The following is a 22,279-nucleotide window of genomic DNA, read 5'->3' as shown; positions in this document are numbered from 1 at the left end:
ATAACAGGTTTTTATTGCTTAAAAAATAGTTAAAAAGAGTAATTACGAATTATGCCCCTAATCATCTTGACACAAAGTGCGGTAACTTTGCTCTCTATCGCCATCTTTCCTAGTCATATTTGGATTATACAGTAAATAATCTTTTAAAATATGGCAATTACTTTTCAATAAACTTTCTAATGTAATATCTGACAACTTGCGTAAAATTACATTATCTTTATCACTACCAGCAGCCAATATTTGACCATCTGGACTAAAACTAACACTACTCAACTCTTCAGAATCACCTTTTAACATTATCAATAAAACACCTTCTCGATTCCACAACCTGAGTTTATTATCACTGCTTACTGCTAGAGTTTGACCATCTGGACTAAACTTAACACCAATAAAAGCATCACCATACCCCATCAGAGTTTTTTGTAAAATACCGTTCTCACCCCAAATTTTCACCGTACTATCAAGGCTAACTGAAGCTAATAATTTACCATCAGGCGACCATGCTACACCATTTACCCTGCGAGTATGACCAGTTAAATTTTTGATAACTTCCCCATTCCTTGTCCATATTTTTACTGATTTATCATCACTAGCAGAGGCTAAAAATTTACCATTAGGACTAAAACTCACCCAATTAACAGCATCAGTATGGCCATTTAAAGTTTTGAGTAAAGTCCCATCTCGCCTCCATAATTGAATTGTTTTATCCTTACTAGCAGAGGCGATAATTTTACCATCAGGCGACCACGCCACAGCTAAAACTATATCAGTATGACCATTTAAAGTTTTGAGTAAAGTCCCATCTCGACTCCATAATTTAATTGTTTTATCCTTACTAGCAGAGGCGATAATTTTACCATCAGGCGACCACGCTACACCCCAAACTTGATCATTGTGACCCGTGAATATTTTTAGTAATTTACCATCTCGATTCCAGATTTTTATTGTTTTATCCAGACAACCACCAACAATAGCATTACTATCAGGACTAAAACTAATACTTGTCACCCAATCATCATTAGTTTGGGGATGATGCAAAGTCAGACTATCCCAACGCCATAAAATAATATTTTTATCCCTACCAGCAGATGCTAGAGTTAGTCCATCAGGGCTAAAACTGACACTATTCACCCAACTATTATGTCCTCTCAGAGTTTCTACTAAATTACCATCAAGACTCCAAATTTTAATTGTTTCATCCATACTCGCAGATGCCAGAGTATGTCCATCATTACTAAAATCAACACTAATAACACCGCTGCTGTGTCCAGAAAGAGTTTTGAGTAATTGACCTTTTCGACTCCATAATCTGATTTTTTTATCCATACTAGCAGAAGCAAGAATTTCACTATTAGGAGACCAATCTATAGCGACAACAGCATCTTTATACTCCGACAAAGTTTTGAGTAACTGACCTTCTCGACTCCACAATTTTATTGTTTTGTCAGCACTACTAGAAGCAAGGATTTTACCATCATGTGACCAAGCTACAGCTAAAACAGCATCTTTATGACCTACTAAAGTTTTTAGTAGCTTACCTTCTTGACTCCAAAGTTTGATAGTCTGATCTGTACTAGCAGATGCGATAATTTTTTCATGAGGATGAAAACTCACACTATTTACTACAGATGTATGACCGAGTAAGGTTTTTACGAGTTTACCTTTTCGATTCCACAGTTTAATTGTTTTGTCTTGACTAGCAGAAGCTAACATTTGACTATCAGGGGACCAAGATAGACTATTTATCACATCATCATGTCCTGATAAAGTCCTCACTAAAATTCCATTAGGACTCCAAAGATTAATTGTTGTATCTGCACTAGCTGAAGCTATTAAAGATTTATCAGCACTAAATGTCACCATTCTCACCCCCGATAAATGACCTTCTAGGCGGTTACGTTCTTTGACTCCGTAAACCGCTTGATATAGTGCAGTTAATACCCTTTCTTGAGTAAAAGTATTTCTCCATAGAGTTTTTTTTAATTTTCTCCCTGCTTTTAAACTTTCTTTAAGGGCATCAATACCTTTTTGAGAAGCAAATAAAGCCTCACTGGACGCACTTAGAGTTTTCATTTCACTATCTGTAGACGTAATCACAGAAGTAGTTAAGCCAAAGATAGCAATAATAGAAGCTGTTAAGGCTATTTTTAGAGCAATATTTAATCTAATTGCAGTTAAACGTTGTTTTTCCTGGCTATCGGCTAATTTTGCAATCAACTCTTTTTCTTTTAATTCTGTTCGCAAATGTTGGATTTCTGCTTGACTTTCTTCTTCTCGCTTGCGTAATTCTCGTAATTCTGACAGTAAATTATCTCCTTGGGGATTGTGGATATGTTCTAAATTAAAACCGTTTTGATTTTTTCTTAATTCACTTTTAAGACGTTCAATTTCTTGATAACTATTTCTAACTTTATCCCGTAATGTATTAATTTGTATCTGTAATCCAGATTCTTGTCGTTGTAAATGACGAATTAAGCTGACTAAATAATCATGAATTAATTGATAGCGTTCAGGAACATTGGGAAATATCACAACTAACCCAGAGCGAATTAAAATATCTAAAATTAACTCTAATTTACTAGAATCTTCTAACTCTGAGAGTTCTAATGTTAATTCTGCACGGGTTTTAAAAGGTCTTTTGTTATTATTGTCTGTTAATAAGTATAAAACTAAGAGAGCAGCCCGTTCGTTTTCTCTCCCACATTCTTTAATTAATTCTTGAATATATGTTTGAATTAACTTATTGGGACGATAGGGTTCATACTGTGCAAGAGTAGTAATATATTTATCTTGTAATTGTGCGCCTACCAATTGCAATTCTATCGGACGAACTTCACCCAGTTCTGAAGACAAATCCGCAACTAAAGCATCAATTAAATCTGGTTCTAATTTGACTTGGGAGTAATAATGTGAACGTTCAGTTAATTTTTGAATGATTTTTCTGGCATTTTCAGGAGAAAAGTTATTCAGTTGATAACGAATATTTTTATCAAGAATATTATTATTAATTGCCTCAATTGATGAGAGATATCTAAAATCTAGAAGGCGATGTAAATAATCTTCGCGCAAAGTTAAAATAACTTTCACAAAAGATATACTTAAACAATTACTAATAAATTGATCAAATGCTTGTTTTTCGTGAAAATCTGTATAACCAAAGAAAAATTCTTCAAATTGGTCAAAAATTAAAACTGTAATTAAATGATTATCTGCATTTTCTCGTAATTGTTGTAAAATGTCATTAGCAGTTATCAGAGGACAAAACTTAGATCGAGATTCTGTTTCAATGGCTGATAGTTTCCCCATTTCTAACATAGCTTTGGTAAAAGATTTTCCTAATTCTCCTAACCAATCTGTATAAACTTGGAGGACAACTGGTACAGCAATTTGATCACCAATAGCGCGGTTTTGTAGTGCGGGAACTAAGCCAGCAGTGACAGTAGAACTTTTACCAACACCTGACTGTCCATGAATAACTATTAATTTTTGGTCTGCACGACTAATTCTACCAATTAAGCGATTAACATCAGATTCTCTACCAGAAGCGGCAATTTCTAAGGCTATACTATTACTACCAAATGTAGATATTAAAGTGGGGTTGGTGACTTGTCTTTGAGGTTGTAACCGCCCAGCCCCAATAAAGGAGACAAAACCATATTGTTGTTCTACAGAATGGAGCTTTTGTTTAATAATATAGGCTTGAAGATAGTGTCCTATTTGAAAGTATAATAATCTTAAATTATGTAATAAGCGAATGTAACGATGGGGATCATATTGATGTTCACTGTTCTCTAAGGCTGATGATAGTTGTTGAGATGCTGTATTTATATATTCTTCTGCTACCGTTATTTGTTTTAGATGATTGAGGGCTTTGGCTAAAGTTAATAAATAAATTTGTTCTAATATCAGAGGAAATAAATAATTATTTGATTCTGGGTGATTTTTTGCTGTTTCTAATTGTAGTAGTGATATATGCCCTAAAATACTAGCTTGTATCCAGTTTGAATTATGTACGGCTACCTGTGCTAAAAAACCATAATCACAAGCTAATTGAATTCTTCTACCATATATTTTATGTAATTCTAGGGATTTTTTAGCGACAACTTGTAATTCTTTCCATGATTTTAAGCTATATAAGACTTCTAATAATTGGTCAATAAATTCTGAAACTAAATCTATCCGTCCAGCAATTTCAAATGTTTGTAAACATTGCTGAAAATATGTTTTGGCTGATTGCCAATATGTTTCTCTTGATTTGGGGTTTTGTTCGGCAAGACGACAGTAACATAATCCAATATAAAATAATAAAATTGACTGTTTTAAAAAATCAGCACAAGATGAATTAGATAATCCTGCTGTTATATCAGTTGCATATTCTGTCAGTTCTAAATCTTCTTGATGATGCCAAAAAGGCAAACTTTTCTGAAAGTTATTTAAGGCAGAATCAATCCGATTATTGACATAATCATCTATGCCAAAAATAAATTCTAACTTAGCATTTAATTCTGCTTCGATTCCAATCCCCCTATCATACAATTCTCTAATTGCATAATGGAGTTGGTCGCTACTAATCCATACTTGTTCTAAGGTGACAGTATGAACTTGAGCATAATTACTTTGTAAGACTCTTGTAAATAAATCGTCAGTTTCTTGGTGGAGAAATTCTAGTAATCCAATAGAAGTCATTTCAAATCTAATTGGTGTAGCTGCCCCAACTCGCAAAATCGGGAGCTAACCGCATGATTTTTTGTAAAACTTGATCATTTACCCAAAAAATTATTGGGGTTTGATAACGTTTACGAAATTCGTCTCGGACTTGATTAATGGAACGCAAGAGATCATCTATTTCATAGATTGATTCAAACCCCATAATCATTAATCCAGCAGGTTGATCAATGGTAAGTTGTGATTGAATTGTTGTATATAAACTTGTAGTTTTTTTATCTAAAGTAATACTTTGAATGCGCTCATTTCCCCAACCATTAATTGCTAGTTGCTGCTGGATAATATCTCGCAGGAATTCGTAGTTACAGCACAGTAAAATAACTGAAAACTGATTTTTAGAAAAGGTAATTGCTCTTTCTAAACTACGTAAAGACTGTTGGTTAGCAGCGATTATATTCTCTGCTTGCTGTCTTTTAAGCATAATTTAAATTTTTCCATTTCTGCTAAAACTGGGTTAACTGCAAACCACACTCCTTGGTGATCACGATATTCAAATATGAATAAACTGCGTAATAAAATATCGTACTCTACATTGCCTCTAACTCGTTGATCTTGAAGTACCTGCAAGATTAATTCACTTTCTTCCATATCAATGGCATTAGCCCGGTAATCTCGTTGTCTTTGAATTACTAATTCTACACATTGGCGATCAAAAGGTGGATCTTGTTCTCGCAAACAATCAAATAGTAATCCTAATAAGTCGCGGACATGACCACCACTAATCAGACATAAACGATCCAGAGTTTCTAAGTTATCAAATAATTGAGTAACTAAATTTAAGCGATCGCCTGGTAACATATCAGGAAAGGCTCTGGCTAAGACCATTTGGCGCATCAATCCCAGTCCTTCGGTATGAATTTCTCCACAACGTTGACGCACGGGAATCATCGGTAATACTTTCGGTGCGACTCCACCTCCTAAACGGTGTTGTAATTGGGCGCTTTCATTGGAAAATGTCAGGGCTAAGGGAATTGTATAAACCACATGACAATGTAATTTTCTTAATTGTTCTCCTCGATCAATGAATAAGTATTCGGGAAGCGATCGCCCAGAAGGTAAAGGACGAACCGCCACCCTATCCAAGTTATCCACAATCACCACCAATCCCTTCTTCCCTCTGGCTTTTAGCTCCAAATTAGCCCGGTCTAACAGTTCTTTATTAATTGATTGTAAGATATTTTCTGTGCGTGGTTCTAGATAGTCTCTTAACCGTCTGCGTAACTGAGGGCTTTCTTTGGTTTTTGCCGTAATTTTAGCAATTCCCACAGATAACTCGGCTTCTACTCCCAAGTCTAAAGGAGTTTGCAGAAAATCTACCAACTCCCCAAACAACTTAGTAAAGTAACTAGGCTGGACACGCAGTTTCATCGCTTCCAAGTTTTTACTCACCAAACCAGCGATCGCTAACAGAATATCTGTAATATCTATATCTACCATTTCCAAAACATGAGTAGACTCAAAATAGACAACATGAAAATCCTGCGCTTCCAACTCAGCCTTGAGTTTTAATAATTCCGTAGATTTTCCACAGCCCAAATGTCCTGTAAATAACTGACAGGTTGGCGTATTTGGAGATATCTTAGTAATAGTCCGCAGCAGAGCTTCAATGATCTTCCCACCCCGGACTGAAGTAAAATCAATATAATACATCCGGTCGTCTACATTCTCAATCATCAAGGGACGGGAAGGATTACAAGCCTGATAAAATCTTTCTACATTAAAAAGCATAAAAAATCCAATTCACGCTGTAATTGTCACAACATCATCTGTCACAATCTTTTTTACAACGGAAAACTAGACATATCCGCAACAACTTGGTATGTAAATATAACTAATTTTATCTTTTTCTTCACAGCCTCACCCCACCCAGTCACCAAAGCAATTTACTTACATTAAAATTTACACTGATGACATACAGCAGTTCCCGATGTTATTAGGTACAGATATTAATGATGAAACTCTTTTGGTGCGGGCAAGATGCCCGCTATGTCTACCTCATAAGAGAAGAAAGTGCTGTAAAGGACATAAGCAAAAAACTGTAGGGTAGGGAAACCCCGCCCTGAATGACTAAATTGTATTGCATCCAACTGATAACCGCCACAACAATTGAATCACTCCCTCTACAGAAGCAACCCAAAACAGGCAAAATATTGAAAGTTGATAAAAAACTTGATGTTCTGACAAATCTAGTCAAACACTAATTACGTAGCCTCAACTGCAATTATTACTTTGTCATCGAAGCATATTAATCCTTGCATTTACCCTTACGAATACAGTCACCTGATTGTTCATCTCTAGCAGACATACCCACCACTAACTGTGATTGAGAATAATTTCCGATTCTTACCCCTGCATTGTCAATGGACAGCTTATTCCCTGCAAAACAAGCACTGGAATTGTACAGATAGACAGACAACACCATTAGTCCTAAACCAATTGTTTTTTTCATATCAAAACTCAACTCAGAATGCTATTGCGTAATCAACAACATCATCCTGGTCAATGAAAACTTGTGAATCAGCTAATGGTTCTCAAAATTGCCATAAAAAATCTGCCCATAGCATCAAACAAGACACCACAAACAATGCAAACTTAAAGCGCATTAGTTTATCTTGTCTATTCATTGCAAAGACTAATCTAGACTAGTGTTGGATATTACCCAACTACATCCTTGATTTATCTCAGAATGAACAAACAAGTTATTGTTTTCATTGATTCATAAATCCAAAGTTAGATTTATGACTGCTAAATTAACTCTTACCCCCCTGGCAGAGTTAATTTAACCACAAGATAACGTTCTTTCTATCTGTACAAATTCTCTGAGAAAAACCCGGAGAAAAAAATCTTTTTTTGACCAGAAACAAAAATAGATATTATGCGTCATTAAATAAACGACGTAATCTAAAACACAGTTATATCTAATCACCACCAGAGATTATTTTTTCGTAATCATGAAAAAATGACTCATCACAGGGGATATAGCTAATTAATATTCACCAACTCATACTGAGTTCTAAATTAATACTTAATAAATAAGTATTAATGAATTAATAGTGCCAGAAAAAATTATTGTACTAATTAATACTTTTAAGCAAAAAATAATTACAAATATAAAAATAAAATCAAAGATATAAATATTACTAAAAATAAATAGGTTTGCTGAATAAGTTGTCTGTCAACCCGAAAATGACGGGTGAAGGCAATCAGCAGGAGCAGAGGAGGGAAGAACAGAAGTTTTTTCCGATCATTACCCGTCAAAATAAATTTGACGAACTACTAGGAGTATGGCTAACGCCACGCTGCGCTATCAGGAGGTAGGGGCGCAGGGACTGCGCCCATTCAGGAGTATGGCTAACGCCACGCTGCGCTATCAGGAGGATTTAGAAGAAGTTATACTCCGCAAGGGAATAAATTGAGCTTTTGCTTAAAGTTAATTTTCCTGACTCATTAGATATCTCCAGAAATTAAATATGCGTGACCTGAAACCCTTGTAGAGACGTTCCATGTAACGTCTCTACCATCTTTTTTGGAGATGTCTATTGACAACTTCAAGAGTTTTCAGACCTATTCCTTATAGAATAGTTAACAAAGATTGCCTAACAACCGATTCCCACTCCTCTTACTCATGACCTCTTCACAAGACGTAGATACAATCAAATCCCCTAACTCAGACCCAGAACCATCTATCAGCCCCCTAGATGAATTACCAGGTGAAGTGGAAATGTCCATTTTCGACCATCTGGAAGAGTTGCGACAAAGAATTTTCTATTCCCTCATAGTAGTGGCAGTGGGTATTATCGGTTGTTTTATCGTAGTTAAACCCCTAGTCCAGCTACTAGAAATCCCCGCTCACGGCGTAAAATTTCTGCAATTAGCCCCCGGAGAATTTTTCTTTGTCTCCATGAAAGTTGCCGCCTATGGTGGTTTAATCCTGACCACACCCTTCATTCTTTATCAAATCATTCAATTTGTACTTCCTGGTCTCACCGTGCGCGAACGGCGGTTAGTCATTCCCGTAGTGCTAGGTTCAAGCATATTATTTGTATGCGGCTTAATCTTCGCCTACATTGCACTCATCCCAGCCGCATTGCAATTCTTCATTAACTATGGTGCTGATGTTGTAGAGCAACTGTGGTCAATTGACAAATATTTTGACTTTGTGCTGTTATTGTTATTTACCACAGGACTAGCATTTCAAGTTCCCGTCATTCAAATCTTGCTGGCTACCTTGGGAATTGTCTCCTCAAAAATTATGTTAAAAGGCTGGCGTTATGTCATCATGGCAGCAGTAGTTTTAGGAGCAATACTCACACCTTCCACCGACCCTCTCACTCAAAGTCTTTTAGCAGGAGCAGTCTTAGGACTATACTTTGGTGGGATTGGACTAGTGAAACTCACAGGTAAGTAGTTGTCAGTTGTCAGTTGTCAGTGGTTAGTGGTCAGTGGTCAGTTACTGCACAGAATTATCATGTCTGCGTTTATCTGCGTTTATCTGCGTTTAATTATTCTTAAAATCTTATTTCATGCGGCTTCATTTACTTGATGAAATTACATTAAGTAGGTGAACACAATAAAACCAAACTGTGTAAAGAAACGTAAAATCGCCCAAACCCTCTTCACTCTTGCCTCTTGCCTCTTGCCTTTTGCCTTGCCATAACGACAATTTTCAACGCCAACCTACCTAATTGTTAATCGCTATGCAGAAAGCCAGTTATCCTGATTGTTACCATATAAAATAGGTTTTGATAAATTAATTTTGTCAACGCCGGCTAATTTATAGCTAACGTAAACAAAGACAAACTTAACTTTAACTTTTACAATAGGAATACTTCACCAGCATGGCTCAAGAGCGCACATTACCCACATTTAATACTGCCACAGTCCAAATCACCAAAGAAGAAGGACTAGGCTTATATGAAGACATGACATTAGGGCGTTTATTTGAAGATAAATGCGCCGAAATGTATTATAGAGGAAAAATGTTTGGATTTGTCCACCTGTACAACGGACAAGAAGCAGTTTGTAGCGGCATTATTAAAGGTGCAATGCGTCCCGGTGAAGACTTCGTTTCCAGTACCTACCGTGACCACGTTCATGCTTTAAGCGCCGGAGTCCCCGCCCGCGAAGTCATGGCAGAATTATTTGGTAAAGCCACAGGTTGCAGTAAAGGGCGCGGTGGTTCAATGCATATGTTTTCTGCTGAACATCGCCTATTAGGTGGTTATGCTTTCGTAGCCGAAGGTATTCCTGTGGCTGCTGGTGCAGCTTTCCAATCTAAATACCGTCGGGAAGTTCTGGGAGACAAAACCGCCGACCAAGTAACCGCTTGCTTCTTTGGTGACGGTGCTGCTAACAACGGTCAATTTTTTGAAACATTGAATATGGCAGCTTTATGGAAATTGCCAATTCTCTTTGTGGTCGAAAATAATAAGTGGGCAATTGGTATGTCTCACGAACGGGCAACTTCTCAACCAGAGATATACAAAAAAGCCAGTGTGTTTAACATGGTGGGTGTGGAAGTAGACGGTATGGATGTTTTAGCAGTGCGTCAGGTGGCTCAGGAAGCCGTAGCCCGCGCCCGTGCAGGAGAAGGTCCAACTTTAATTGAAGCTCTGACCTATCGCTTCCGGGGTCATTCCCTGGCTGACCCAGACGAAATGCGAAGCAAAGAAGAAAAAGAATTTTGGTTTGCTCGTGACCCCATTAAAAAGTTAGCGGGTTATTTAGTGGAACAAAATCTAGCTACAGAAGCAGAACTCAAAGATATTGAAAAGAAAATTCAGGCTGTAATTGAGGACGCGGTTAAATTTGCCCAAAGCAGCCCTGAACCAGATCCTAGCGAGTTATATCGCTTCATTTTTGCCGAAGACGTTTAATTTGGGTCATGGGTAATGGGTGATAGGTAATGGGTGTCAAACTGTCAGCTAAATTCTGGGCAAACCTACCCTTTCCTACTCTTTTTTGGGTAGGTTTTCTCTTGCCATACGTTCTATGACATCACTGATGCTTGATGCTTTTATATCTATTTGTTTTTGCTCAAGCCATTGAATAGCTGTTTGAGTCAAAGTCATTGTGAATCGTCTTTTTTCTTCTGCGTAAATTTTTTTTCTAGCCATGTTGTTATTTTTAAATAACTCATATATAATACGAGTATAACAACATTTGAAAGGTCGAGTCAAATGCAATTAGTAGAAAAACACGTAATCAGTAAACAGCATAAATTTTGGAAAGAATGTGATTATTTGGCTTTGCAATCTAAGCATCTTTACAATGCTGCTACTTATATTCAACGTCAATACTTCTTTGAAACTAATACGTATTACAACTCAATTGATATTTACCATCAAACCAAGAATATAGAAGCTTACCGATATCTTCCAACTAAGGTTAGTAAACAAATAGTCCGGAGAGTTTCAGAAGCTTGGAAAGGTTGGTTAGCCGCATTAAAGGATTGGGCAAAACATCAGGGTAAATATCTTGGCCAACCGAAAATGCCCAGGTATAAGCATAAAGAGCGTGGTAGAAATATTGTAATCTATCCAATAGATGCAATATCAAAACCAGCGTTAACTAAAGGTATTGTGAGACTATCTCAGTCTAATATCCAAATACCTACTATTGCTGGTAATGTAGATCAAGTAAGGATTGTACCTAAGCTAAACTATTATGTTATTGAAGTAGTTTACACAGTAGATGAGCCTGTTAAATCAACGGGTAAATACAGTGCTGGTATAGACCTTGGTCTAAATAATTTGATGGCTATAACTTCCAATCATTCCGGTATTAAACCGTTATTGATTAATGGTAGACCATTGAAAAGTATTAACCAATTCTTCAATAAAAGAGTAGCTAAAGCGCAATCAGTAGAAGCCTGGAGACAAGTTAAAGAATTAAATAGTAAGCGTGACAGACGGGTTGATAATTATCTCCATACTGTTTCCCGCAGAGTAATTGATTGGTGTCAGTTAAATGATATTAGTCAATTAATCATTGGCAATAATTTAGGATGGAAGCAAGACATTAATATTGGGAAAAAGAACAACCAGCAATTTACCAAAATCCCTCATGCTAAATTAATCAGTTTGTTGTCTTACAAGGCTAAGTTAGCAGGTATCGAAGTTGTAATTACTGAAGAAAGTTACACATCCATTGCTAGTGCTTTAGATGGTGATAATCTGCCTGTTTACCAGGATAAATCAGATAGTAAACCTACTTTTAGCGGTAAACGGATTAAAAGAGGTTTATATAAAACTTCCAGTGGTAAAATAATCAATGCTGATACCAATGGAAGCATGAATATAGCTAGAAAAGTAATCCCAAACTTTATGAATGGGATAGAGGGATTGCCGTTTATCCCTGTAGTCTTAGGTCTTTGGTCTAAGATTGCAAACGTAGTTGTCTAGTATTGTCTATCCTTAGGTAGCTTTGTCCAGATTTCTATGAGCGGTAATCAGGGAATATCAAAAATAGATAGCGTTGGTGATTGAAGGGATGATTTTTGCTCACGCAGAGGCGCAGAGGCGCAGAGACAAGGAGCTTGAGCGATATAATTTTTGATTTTTATGCTTCAATATAGCGATCGCCAACGCTATGCTTTTTTCCCAATTCAAAAATATGCAAGTTAGATGTAATAAAGCTTATACTCATCAAATTTATTAAGGGTTATAGTTGTATAGGATACAATTATATCAGGCAGAGCCTAGTGTGTTAATTCTGAATCCCTTATCCCATAAGACTTAATATACAAAATGTGTCGCATATTTTTATAAAAAAGTGCCTAAAACAGATGCTTTTGGTGTAAAATGGGACAAAACTAATAATTTTTTAGACAATCCCTGCCTACAAAATACACAGAATTAACATAGTACCCAACCACTAAATCGCTTAGACAGTAGAGGAAAAATGAGATTAAAAACTAAACAGGGTCTGCCACCAATCGTGTTTATTGTGCTAGGCATCGCTTTGCTTTTGGGTATGTCAAAATTAGTTGCATATCATCTTTCGATCCAAGAACGGATGAGTTGGGGTGAAAAGCTGCTAATTCTTGATGGTGCCACTCCTGAGAAAAAAGCAGGTATTAGCGCGTTTGCGAATCAGGACTACCGCACGGCGATCGCTAAATTCCAAGCAGCCTTAATTCAGCAACAGAATGACCCAGAAACCTTAATTTATCTAAATAACGCTATTGTTCGTTCTGCCAGCACTAATACCCCCAAAATTGCTGTCAGTGTCCCCATTGGGAGTAACCTCAACGTTGCTCGAGAACTACTCCGGGGTGTGGCTCAGGCACAACATGAAATTAATCGATCAGGAGGTAAGAGGTTACAGGTTGAAATTATCAACGACGAAAACAATCCAGACATTGCCAGACAAGTAGCGACAGCTTTGGTACAAGATCCTCAAGTGCTGGCAGTTGTGGGACATAATGCCAGCGAAGCATCACTGGCAGCCGCTCCCATCTATCAGTCTGGACAACTAGTGATGATTACTCCAACCAGTTCTGCAAAAGAACTAGTAGGTTTTGGCAGCTATATTTTTCGTGCGCTTCCTAGCACTCGGTTCTTGGCGGAACCATTAGCAACATATGTCCTCAAGGTAGCAAAAAAACCTAGTGTAGCGACTTGCTATAATTCTCAAGCTCCTGATAATATTACATTTAGAGACGAATTCACCGCATCCCTAATTGCAGATGGTGGTCAGTTAATTAACATTAACTGCGATATGGCATCAGATAGTTTCAATCCATCTACTTCTATTTCTCAAGCTATTAGCAGTGGAGCCGATGCTATTTTACTTACTCCTCACATCGATCAATTGCAAACAATTGCAAAAGTCAATTGACATTGCTCGCAGTAATAAAAGCCGACTAGCACTTTTCAGTAGTCCTAGTATGTATACGATACAAACATTGCAATCAGGTAGAAGTGATGTTAATGGGTTAACAATGCCTGTTGTCTGGCATCCTCAAATGCAAAAGGCTAGTGTTTTTACGCAACAAGCAACCAGGCTTTGGGGTGGTCAAGTTAACTGGCGGACGGCGACTGCTTACGATGCGACTCGGGCAATTATTCAGGGATTAGAAAAAGCCCGCACACGGAGCGAACTACAAGCAACACTCCGCAATCCCGACTTTTCAACAATGGGAGCAGGAGAGGTGGTGAAATTCTTACCTACTGGAGATCGCTCTAGTCATCCCATATTGGTGCAAGTAAGATCCACTAAAGCCAAGTATGATTTTGTACCAATTAATCCACAATAGGTAGAAATGTGACAATGCTGCTATGAACAGTCAAAGACTGTAAACTAGGTATGGTAAGGATTTGAGTTGAAATTTTTTGAAGGTTTGAGATCAAATGATCATGGTGGAATTTGTTGGCACGACAACCTACAATTGGGGAGAAAGGTAGGAAAATCGCAATATGTATTGCCTGTTTCCTCTTGCCTGGACATAAGCACAAATTACCACACCAAGCTACTGGCTATTATGTTTACCATTGACATTCAAGAACAACAATACAAAACCTACATCCTGTCTGATAAAACCGCTGGTACACAAATAGAAGTTGTCCCAGAAAGAGGCGGTATCATCACTCGTTGGCTGGTGCAAGGTCAAGAAATATTTTACCTAGACGCTGAACGCTTTACCAATCCTGATTTGAGCGTTAGAGGTGGTAATCCCATTTTGTTTCCTCTTTGCGGTAATTTACCTGATAATACTTACAGCGTTGATGGAAAAGAGTATACCATTAAACAACATGGCTTTGCGCGGGAATTGCCTTGGACAGCAATAGCGCAAAATACTGAAGGTAAGGCTAGTCTCACTGTAGTTCTCAGCAGCAACGAGGAAACAAAGGCAGTTTATCCTTTTGATTTTCAATTGGCTTTTACCTACGAACTCCAAGGTAATACCCTAGTAGTGCGTCAGGAATATAAAAATCTGTCATCTACACCCATGCCATTTTCCGCTGGTTTCCACCCTTATTTTCTCTGTGGGGATAAAAATCAGCTAGAAGTGGAACTTCCTTCTGGAGAATATCAAGATAACAAAACTAAGGAATTCCACGCCTTTAACGGCAAATTTGACTTTAACCAAGATGAAATTGATTTTGCTTTTGGGGGACTCACCAGTAAATCAGCCACAGTCACAGATAATAGCCGCAGGTTGAAGCTAACCCTAGATTACGATGATTTCACTACCTGGCTAGTGTTTTGGACTGTCAAGGGCAAAGATTTCTACTGTCTAGAGCCTTGGAGTGCCACCCGCAATGCTTTCAACACTGGTGAAAACCTGACTATGTTAGCGCCTGGAGCTAGTTGTACTGCTTCTTTTCGGTTAACGGCAAATTTTTTCTAGAAACCCCTTGACAAAACCATAGCTGTTGATGGTATATTGATAAAGTTGGAAAAACAGCAAAAGGGTGGCTAACTCAACGGTAGAGTACTCGGCTTTTAACCGATTTGTTCCGGGTTCGAATCCCGGGCCACCCATTTTTAAGACTTAAGTATAATTGCCTCTGCCAGTTACAAGATGTAAAATTATCCAACTTAGAATAAAATTCTTCAGCTTTCTTTACTTAATCAATTAAACAGAAACGCGGAAAGATTGACCAATAACTTGAAAATCTTCGGTTTCTTGGTTTCTGAGTTTGGCACGAATTTGAGTAAATTGATTAACAACGTCTGGTTTATAGAGCTTTTCTCCACATTTTGAACAAACTTCTGCTTCTACATGGATAACGGCGGTGTTATTGCCTCCTTTTAGCATTTTTTCAATTTGCTTAGTTTCTAATTCACCTTGACAAGTGGGACATTTTTGAGTTTTCATAAGACCTCGTGATGTGTCAATTAATCCAGTGTTGAGGCTGGGAATAATCAACAGCGACTAAAATTCTAATGCTTCTATTCTGATCATAGCCTCAAATTTTGTGAATCGGTTGATGGCTAATGTTTTCTCGATTAATTAAATCGGGAATACAGGGGGTATTATTGGGTATTTTTGGATAATTTTGTTATATATGACAGCAGGAAATATTTTATTAAATGTATTTCTCTGATTTCTGCTTTTTTATGTTTATATGAAAGTTGGCGCAGATTAATAAATTGAATAATTTTTATACAAATACATTAATATTCTCAAAATTTGGCGCTAATCTATCAGACAATTTGCATAACAACTAATGTCATATCATCGGTATTTCGTTTATCAGAACCAATGAATTGTTCAACTTGGTCAAAGAGATATTCGACAATTTCCTGGGGACTGTTGCAATACTTACAGGCTGTTCTGAAGGATGTAACAAAATTATCTTCATCAAAGCGATCGCCTCCAGCCGCCGCTGCATCCGTCAAACCATCAGTATAATAAATTACTGTATCCCCGACTTCTAACTGTGCTTGTGCATTTTCATATTCACTATTGGCATCTAAACCAATTAACATCCCCAATGTATCCAATTGACTCACAGTTTTTGTAGCTGCGTGCCACCACAAGGGGGGATTATGGGCGGCATTACTATAAGATAAAATCCGCGTTTGTGGGTCATATTCGGAATAAAACATGGTGACAAAGCGGTGAGAATTTTCCAAATCCGCATACATTACCCGATTCAAATTTTGTAAAATCCCGGCTGGGGAATTACCATGTAATACTTCACCCCGCAACATTCCCCGCAACATCGTCATAATTAAACCCGCGGGAACACCTTTACCCATGACATCCCCAATGACCAAACCCCAACTAGCATTTTCTGGAGATGCTTGTGGTTTAGATTTTAACTGGTTTTGATTAGTGGGAATAAAATCATAGTAATCACCACCAACTTGATTAGCCGGTTTACAACGGGCGGCTATTGATAACCCAGGAATATTGGGACATTGACGCGGTAAAAGTCGGCGTTGAATTTCTGCACCAATTTCTAACTCTTGGTCTAAACGTTCTTTTTTTCTTAATTCTACAGACAGTTCATCATTGTCAATTGCCACTGCTGTCTGGTCTGCTACTAACCGCACTAATTTTTGTCTGGTTTCTGTCCAACTATATTCAGGATCTCGACTCAAAACGTACAGCCAACCTCTTTCTGTATGCTTGACTAAAATAGCTGTGCCAAAGATTTGCACATCTGGACCTAAAACAGCGTGCATTTGGTCATCTAGAATTCCTGTGGAAATAGCAGCAGGACCTGAGTTAGATAAAAGAGTAATTTGACTACTAGCAGTTTCTAGGGCTTTTCTAATAATTTTTCTTTGCTGAGTATCCTGCCAATGTAGTTGTTCTAATCTAATTTGTCCATTGGGTTTATAAAGAAAAAGTGCGCTACCTTCTGCATCTGTGACTCTGGTAGCCATGAGGGGAATCAGTTCCAAAAACTGATTTAAATTATTAAAGCTTCTGAGGGCAAATCCTAAAGAACTCAGTAAGTCTTGAATTTTATTTTGTTCTCGATGCAGCCTAGACACAAGTTCCTTGAGTGCCACTACAGGAGTGACATCGGTGGTGCTGCTATTGCTATCAGTAGAATGGGGGGGGAATTGTGACACAGGTTAATATTGCAGTTAAGAATAGCAAATTTGTGATTCTTTATAAATACTCTTTTTTGATAAATTGTGAAATCATCATGGAACGAGATTTGTGATTTTAGCAAGAGTAGAAGAAATGTTGAAAGTAATTTTTTAAGTCTTGGTTAATGCTGAGGACATTGCTGAGGGTTAATTTTCCATAATTATAAATTTTCTAATTTGTCAAAAATGAGTCTGGGAGAATCAGTGATTTTTATGATTAATTAGCAGCCTCTAATTTTTTCATAACTGAATCGGTGCTTCATATATCTTGGGAAATAAAAATTTGTCACTAGCAAAATTATCTCTATTCCTGAGAGAGTAGATATTAAGAATCATCCAACCAATAACCAGATGGATTTTTGGTGCATTAATTCATGGCTTTTGCGTTGTGAGGATTTTAGTCAAAACGTTGAAGTAATCATGCTTTTAATGAAAACTTCTTTGACTATGGACTACAAACATTTAACCTATATACCATAAATTATCGAAATGTTTCCTTAGATAGATTTCTTTTCGGGAAAGATTTTGCCTATTTTTGGTCAATATTTCAAAATGTATAATTTTATATTAGTGTTTTGACGGAGAAGGTGGCAGGAAATTAAGTCTTATTTTCCATGCTTCAGCTAAACTTAATAAAGCCTTGGTTAGTAGCTTATATTGTTTGTATCAGCGATACTAAATAATTATATATAATGATAAATGCGTTATATATTAATATTGCCAGCGGTTTAACTGACTTAGAAGTATTAATTTGAGTAAGTGATTTTCTTAGCTGCTTGTTTGATGGGAACTTGGATAATAAATTCAGTTCTTTTGCCAATATCAGAGAAATATTCTCATAAGAGTAAGCCACAAAATTGGGTAATTTATTTTTTGGTGTTCCCTAAAGCATCTTTTAAAAAACTGAATACATTAAAAATTGTGGTTTTACCAGTACCATTTGCACCCACAAAAGCGCACATTTTAGGAATTTTTTTAATTTCCACATTTTTGAAAGCTTTAAAGTTTTTTAGATGGATACTTTCGATTTTCATGACTCACAATTAAACAATTTTTTGAATAGATAGCATTATTTATTCCCTATCCTCAAAATTCACATCTTGATAAATGTCAATTAAACTAATTTCAAAATCAAGATGTTGCAACTTAACAATATCATTTTCACATTTATATTCTCTAAAAATCCATTCTCCCTCATTAGTTTTGCTATAGTGCATTACTTGATATTGATTTTGTTCTACTAAAACATATTCTTTAAATTGGGGAATAGAACGATAAAAAGTAAATTTCTCACCCTGATCATAATTTTTTGTAGACTTAGATAGAACCTCAACAATTAATAAAGGATTAGTCACAGTAGTATTATTTTTGCCTGTATAACTAGCCTTACCATCAGTTACAATCACATCTGGATAAGTATATTCTTTAAATTGTGGAATCCATAAACGCATATCTCCCATAAAAACTTCATATTTTTTGCGTCTCATGGCATATAGTAAAATCGCCGCAATAGCTAGTGTAATTTTATTATGATTACCAGTTCCCCCAGTCATAGGAATAATTTCTCCATCCCGATATTCGCTTTTATAAAGTGCTGTTTCCTCTAGTTCTAAATATTCTTCAGGGGTGTAAATATGTTTGCGAGTTTGTACTTGCATATTGTTTTCCTTAATTTGGTTAATTGCAGAGAATGAAGGACAAAGCCAAAAACTTCATCCTTCACCCTTTTCAATTATGCTTCATCCAAAGCTGCAATACCAGGTAAGATCTTACCTTCTAACAACTCCAAACTAGCACCACCACCAGTAGAAATGTGGCTCATTTGGTCAGCTAAACCGACCTTTTCCACAGCCGCTACAGAGTCACCACCACCGATAATGGTAGTTGCGCCGGTTTTGCCGATTTCTGCTAGAGTATGTGCGATCGCTTCTGTACCCGCAGCAAATTTATCAAACTCAAACACACCCATAGGTCCATTCCAAATCACAGTCTTGCAATCAGCCAAAGCCGCTTGGAAAACCTTGATAGAATCAGGACCAATATCTAAACCCATACCATCGGCAGGGATATTTTCAATGCTGACAGTAGTAGCATTAGCATCAGGAGCAAACTTATCAGCGGAGACAATATCTGTAGGTAGCAACAAAGCCACACCACGTTCTTTAGCCTTAGCTTCCAAAGACTTCGCTAATTCAAGCTTATCTTCTTCCACCAAAGACTTACCAACACTCAACCCACGGGCTTTGTAGAAGGTGAAAATCATCCCACCGCCGATGATCAACTTATCGCACTTTTCCAACAAAGTTTCAATCACACCGATTTTGCTAGAAACCTTAGAACCGCCAATAATAGCCGCCAAAGGACGCTGAGGTACTTCAATCGCACTTTGTAAATATTGCAATTCCTTCTCAACCAAATAACCAGCCACAGAAGGACTCAGAAACTTAGTTACACCCTCAGTAGAAGCGTGGGCGCGGTGTGCAGTACCGAACGCATCATTTACATAAAAATCAGCATTAGCAGCCAATTTTTCCGCAAATGCGGGATCGTTTTTTTCTTCTTCCTTGTAGAAGCGGACATTTTCCAACAACAGCACTTGACCATTTGCCAATGCGCCAACCTTAGCCGCCACATCATCACCAATACAGTCATCAGTTTTGACAACTTCTTGTCCTAACAACTCAGACAGACGTTTAGCGACGGGAGTTAAACGTAATTTCTCATCTACACCCTTGGGACGACCGAAATGACTTGCTAAAATGACCTTAGCACCCTTTTGGGTCAAATCTTGGATAGTTGGCAACGCCGCCCGAATCCGAGTATCATCAGTGATGTTGCCTTGATCATCCACAGGCACGTTAAAATCAACCCGTACCAAAGCGCGTTTTCCAGATATATCAGCCGCAGATAAACTTGCTAAACTTTTTTTAGACACAGCCAAACTCTCCTGATTACTTTTCTGTTATTGTCTTCAAAATATGACCATCAAGATTTTACCGGAGTGAGGGGTGCAGAGGTGAGATATGTTTAAAACAGTTCTATTTCCCATTGATCAAAGTCGAGAAGCCAGAGAGGCCGCTGATATAGTTGCCAATATTGTGCAAACCTATGGCAGTCGCTTAATTCTGCTTTCAGTCGTTGAAGAGCCAGATTCAGAAGCACCGGCTACCAGTCCTATGGTATCTCCAGAAGCAGTTGCCAAACTCCTAGAAAATGCCCAGGCTTTATTTTCTGGACAAGGAATCATAGCCGAATTACTAGAAAGACAAGGTAAACCAGCTTTTACTATTTGTGATGTTGCTGATGAAGTTGAAGCCAGTTTAATTATCATGGGCTGTCGAGGAATAGGCTTAACGGATGAAGGCGCAACTGATAGCGTTACCGCACGGGTAATTAACCTTTCTCCCTGTCCCGTCTTGATTGTTCCTTGATTAAGTATCACGCTTAAATTCCTACCACATCTCGTTCCTAGTCTCTGACTAGGAATGCAGCTGATGAGGCTCTGCCTCTAATAAGTAGGTTGGCGTTGAAAATTGTCGTTATAGCAAGGCAAGACGCAAGAGTAAAGAAGTTTTCAGCCATTTTACGTTTCTTTACACAGTTTGGTTTTAAGTAGTGAGACAGAATTAATTACACAATGTCATTGCGTTAGCGCAGCGTGGCGTTAGCCATATGGAACGAAGTGAAATGAAGCAATTCCAAGGGTTGTGATTGCTTCCCTTCGCTCGCAATGACTGTAAATATTTTTGTCCAATTACTTATTGTGTTCACCTACTTATACTCAAAACGGCTAGAAGCTGGACTTTTTTATCATACAAAACACATCTCCGAGAATTAAATGTGCGTCGTTTGAAACCCTTGTAGAGACGTTCCATGGAACGTCTCTACAATCTTTACCGGAGAAGTCTAAAGAACAAGTTCAAAGCCTCTCCAGTATTAAATATTATTCCTTTTCCCTCTCCTCTTAGGAGAGGGTTAGGGAGAGGTCAAAAGGAGAGAGGGGTTTCATATTTGGTTAAACTATGAACCGTTTTCAGTATACCTGCCTTCACAGATAACTGTTTCAGCAAACCCTACTTAGACAAGATAACTAGTATTCGGGACAATGGGAAACATTGCATATTCATACCAAGCTGTCCAGATAAAACTCCGAATCCAGCGTTGACGTTTCTCCAAACTTAATTCATACTCAAATGCACCAGAAGACTCATCAATAGAAGATAAATGGGAGTTACAACCACAGCCATGTTGATAAGTAAAACCGTATTTAGATGCTATACTTTGCACCTTCATTTGCATTGCAAACACCTTACCTGCGTGTAGAATAGCATCCCACGAACGCTTATGTTCTATATCTCTTTGATCAAATCTTAAAGCCCGTTCTTCAAACACATGATCTCGATAAATTGGGGCTAAATGCACATGATAGAAACTAGCTGGTAAATCATATCCAAATTCATCAAAAAGTTCCAAACCGATGCGAGCTACCTTGACCTCATTATTGTACTCAGAACCTTTTGACTCACAATTATGCAAAACTGCCTTAAAGTTTGGATAGTTGTGAATCATAAAGTCGTGACCGTAGAATTCCAGAGTTTCCCATGCCAGTTGCCCAAATAACTCAGAGAATGAAGGTATTAGCCGAAATAACTGGGGGCGGTCATTAAACAAATCAACATCACCATATTGCAGTTTATATTGAAACAACTGCGCCATTTCTACATAGACTTGTGGATTACTAAATCTGACATTTGCCCTGCCCTTAGCAATATCCTGCCACACACAAGGTAATTGAGCAACAGTAACCGCATTTTCACCAACAATGACGGCAACGTTAGAGGCTTCTTGAAGCTGCATATCTAATTTCCACAAAGAGTTTAATTAACAATTTACTGTAAATAATCCCTTTTTTATCTTCTCAACAGCATAAAAAAATGATACTTCATTCAGCCTCTGGGCAAAACAATAAACAGAATTATCCTCCCTTGTCTATTGA

The 22,279-nt window shown here is 37.5% G+C and carries 19 protein-coding genes and 1 tRNA gene; 9 read left to right on the top strand and 11 right to left on the bottom strand.

Annotated elements, in window-relative coordinates:
* Positions 1–57: 57 nt before the first annotated feature.
* From AA650_RS21265 to AA650_RS21255, 4 genes are all read right to left on the bottom strand, one after another.
* Positions 58–4,686 carry a WD40 repeat domain-containing protein gene (locus tag AA650_RS21265; RefSeq protein WP_335337396.1) on the bottom strand — a complete coding sequence of 1,543 codons (4,629 nt, stop codon included), beginning with the start codon at positions 4,684–4,686 and terminating at the stop codon, positions 58–60.
* Positions 4,687–4,693: 7 nt separating this feature from the next.
* A complete protein-coding gene (locus tag AA650_RS29370) occupies positions 4,694–5,146 on the bottom strand; it encodes a hypothetical protein (RefSeq protein WP_335337395.1) in 453 nt (150 codons plus the stop codon).
* Complete coding sequence (locus tag AA650_RS21260; protein WP_053540558.1) at positions 5,116–6,453, bottom strand: P-loop NTPase fold protein; 1,338 nt, start codon at positions 6,451–6,453, stop codon at positions 5,116–5,118. Before AA650_RS21260 ends, AA650_RS29370 begins: the two co-directional genes overlap by 31 nt.
* Positions 6,454–6,970: 517 nt before the next feature.
* Positions 6,971–7,174, bottom strand: a complete 204-nt coding sequence (locus AA650_RS21255) for a hypothetical protein (RefSeq protein ID WP_053540557.1) — start codon at positions 7,172–7,174, stop codon at positions 6,971–6,973.
* An 835-nt stretch (positions 7,175–8,009) separates the two neighbouring features.
* Here AA650_RS21255 and AA650_RS29175 point away from each other — a divergent pair.
* From AA650_RS29175 to pdhA, 3 genes are all read left to right on the top strand, one after another.
* Positions 8,010–8,141, top strand: coding sequence for a hypothetical protein (locus AA650_RS29175; protein WP_257720882.1), 132 nt, complete (start codon positions 8,010–8,012; stop codon positions 8,139–8,141).
* A 209-nt stretch (positions 8,142–8,350) separates the two neighbouring features.
* Positions 8,351–9,133, top strand: coding sequence for a twin-arginine translocase subunit TatC (gene tatC, locus AA650_RS21250; RefSeq protein WP_039199284.1), 783 nt, complete (start codon positions 8,351–8,353; stop codon positions 9,131–9,133).
* Between the two features lie 430 nt (positions 9,134–9,563).
* A complete protein-coding gene (pdhA, locus tag AA650_RS21245) occupies positions 9,564–10,601 on the top strand; it encodes a pyruvate dehydrogenase (acetyl-transferring) E1 component subunit alpha (protein WP_053540556.1) in 1,038 nt (345 codons plus the stop codon).
* A gap of 75 nt (positions 10,602–10,676) precedes the next feature.
* On the opposite strand, the gene AA650_RS28295 is transcribed toward pdhA, so the two are convergent.
* Complete coding sequence (locus tag AA650_RS28295; protein ID WP_168631761.1) at positions 10,677–10,841, bottom strand: hypothetical protein; 165 nt, start codon at positions 10,839–10,841, stop codon at positions 10,677–10,679.
* Positions 10,842–10,904: 63 nt separating this feature from the next.
* Here AA650_RS28295 and AA650_RS21240 point away from each other — a divergent pair, with 63 nt between their 5' ends.
* The 5 genes from AA650_RS21240 to AA650_RS21220 all read left to right on the top strand — a co-directional run bounded on the left by AA650_RS21240 (position 10,905) and on the right by AA650_RS21220 (position 15,213).
* A complete protein-coding gene (locus tag AA650_RS21240; protein ID WP_053540555.1) occupies positions 10,905–12,128 on the top strand; it encodes an RNA-guided endonuclease InsQ/TnpB family protein in 1,224 nt (407 codons plus the stop codon).
* Between the two features lie 499 nt (positions 12,129–12,627).
* Positions 12,628–13,566 (top strand): ABC transporter substrate-binding protein, encoded by a 939-nt coding sequence (locus AA650_RS21235; RefSeq protein ID WP_053540554.1) that lies wholly within the window; start codon positions 12,628–12,630, stop codon positions 13,564–13,566.
* Positions 13,567–13,615: 49 nt separating this feature from the next.
* Complete coding sequence (locus tag AA650_RS28290; RefSeq protein WP_053540553.1) at positions 13,616–13,984, top strand: hypothetical protein; 369 nt, start codon at positions 13,616–13,618, stop codon at positions 13,982–13,984.
* Between the two features lie 225 nt (positions 13,985–14,209).
* Positions 14,210–15,079 carry an aldose epimerase family protein gene (locus tag AA650_RS21225; protein WP_053540552.1) on the top strand — a complete coding sequence of 290 codons (870 nt, stop codon included), beginning with the start codon at positions 14,210–14,212 and terminating at the stop codon, positions 15,077–15,079.
* Positions 15,080–15,141: 62 nt separating this feature from the next.
* Positions 15,142–15,213: transfer RNA gene (locus tag AA650_RS21220), tRNA-Lys, on the top strand.
* A 94-nt stretch (positions 15,214–15,307) separates the two neighbouring features.
* Here the strand turns inward: AA650_RS21220 and AA650_RS21215 are convergent.
* From AA650_RS21215 to AA650_RS21200, 5 genes are all read right to left on the bottom strand, one after another.
* Positions 15,308–15,550, bottom strand: a complete 243-nt coding sequence (locus AA650_RS21215) for a YgiT-type zinc finger protein (protein ID WP_039199279.1) — start codon at positions 15,548–15,550, stop codon at positions 15,308–15,310.
* A gap of 329 nt (positions 15,551–15,879) precedes the next feature.
* Entirely contained in the window at positions 15,880–17,262 is a 1,383-nt protein-coding gene (locus AA650_RS21210; protein WP_053540551.1) for a PP2C family protein-serine/threonine phosphatase, read from the bottom strand.
* Positions 17,263–18,149: 887 nt separating this feature from the next.
* Entirely contained in the window at positions 18,150–18,317 is a 168-nt protein-coding gene (locus AA650_RS27080) for an AAA family ATPase (protein WP_081424299.1), read from the bottom strand.
* A 39-nt stretch (positions 18,318–18,356) separates the two neighbouring features.
* Positions 18,357–18,941, bottom strand: a complete 585-nt coding sequence (locus tag AA650_RS21205; RefSeq protein WP_053540550.1) for a Uma2 family endonuclease — start codon at positions 18,939–18,941, stop codon at positions 18,357–18,359.
* A 74-nt stretch (positions 18,942–19,015) separates the two neighbouring features.
* A complete protein-coding gene (locus AA650_RS21200) occupies positions 19,016–20,218 on the bottom strand; it encodes a phosphoglycerate kinase (protein WP_053540549.1) in 1,203 nt (400 codons plus the stop codon).
* Between the two features lie 88 nt (positions 20,219–20,306).
* On the opposite strand from AA650_RS21200, the gene AA650_RS21195 reads away from it, so the two are divergent.
* Positions 20,307–20,714, top strand: a complete 408-nt coding sequence (locus AA650_RS21195) for a universal stress protein (protein WP_027404639.1) — start codon at positions 20,307–20,309, stop codon at positions 20,712–20,714.
* A 646-nt stretch (positions 20,715–21,360) separates the two neighbouring features.
* Here the strand turns inward: AA650_RS21195 and AA650_RS21190 are convergent.
* Entirely contained in the window at positions 21,361–22,140 is a 780-nt protein-coding gene (locus AA650_RS21190) for a hypothetical protein (RefSeq protein WP_053540548.1), read from the bottom strand.
* Between the last annotated feature and the right edge of the window lie 139 nt (positions 22,141–22,279).

Source organism: Anabaena sp. WA102, from assembly GCF_001277295.1.
In the GTDB taxonomy this organism is placed as follows: Bacteria; Cyanobacteriota; Cyanobacteriia; order Cyanobacteriales; family Nostocaceae; genus Dolichospermum; species Dolichospermum heterosporum.
Note: the sequence above shows the minus strand (reverse complement) of the source record. Positions and strands in the feature narration are given on the sequence as shown.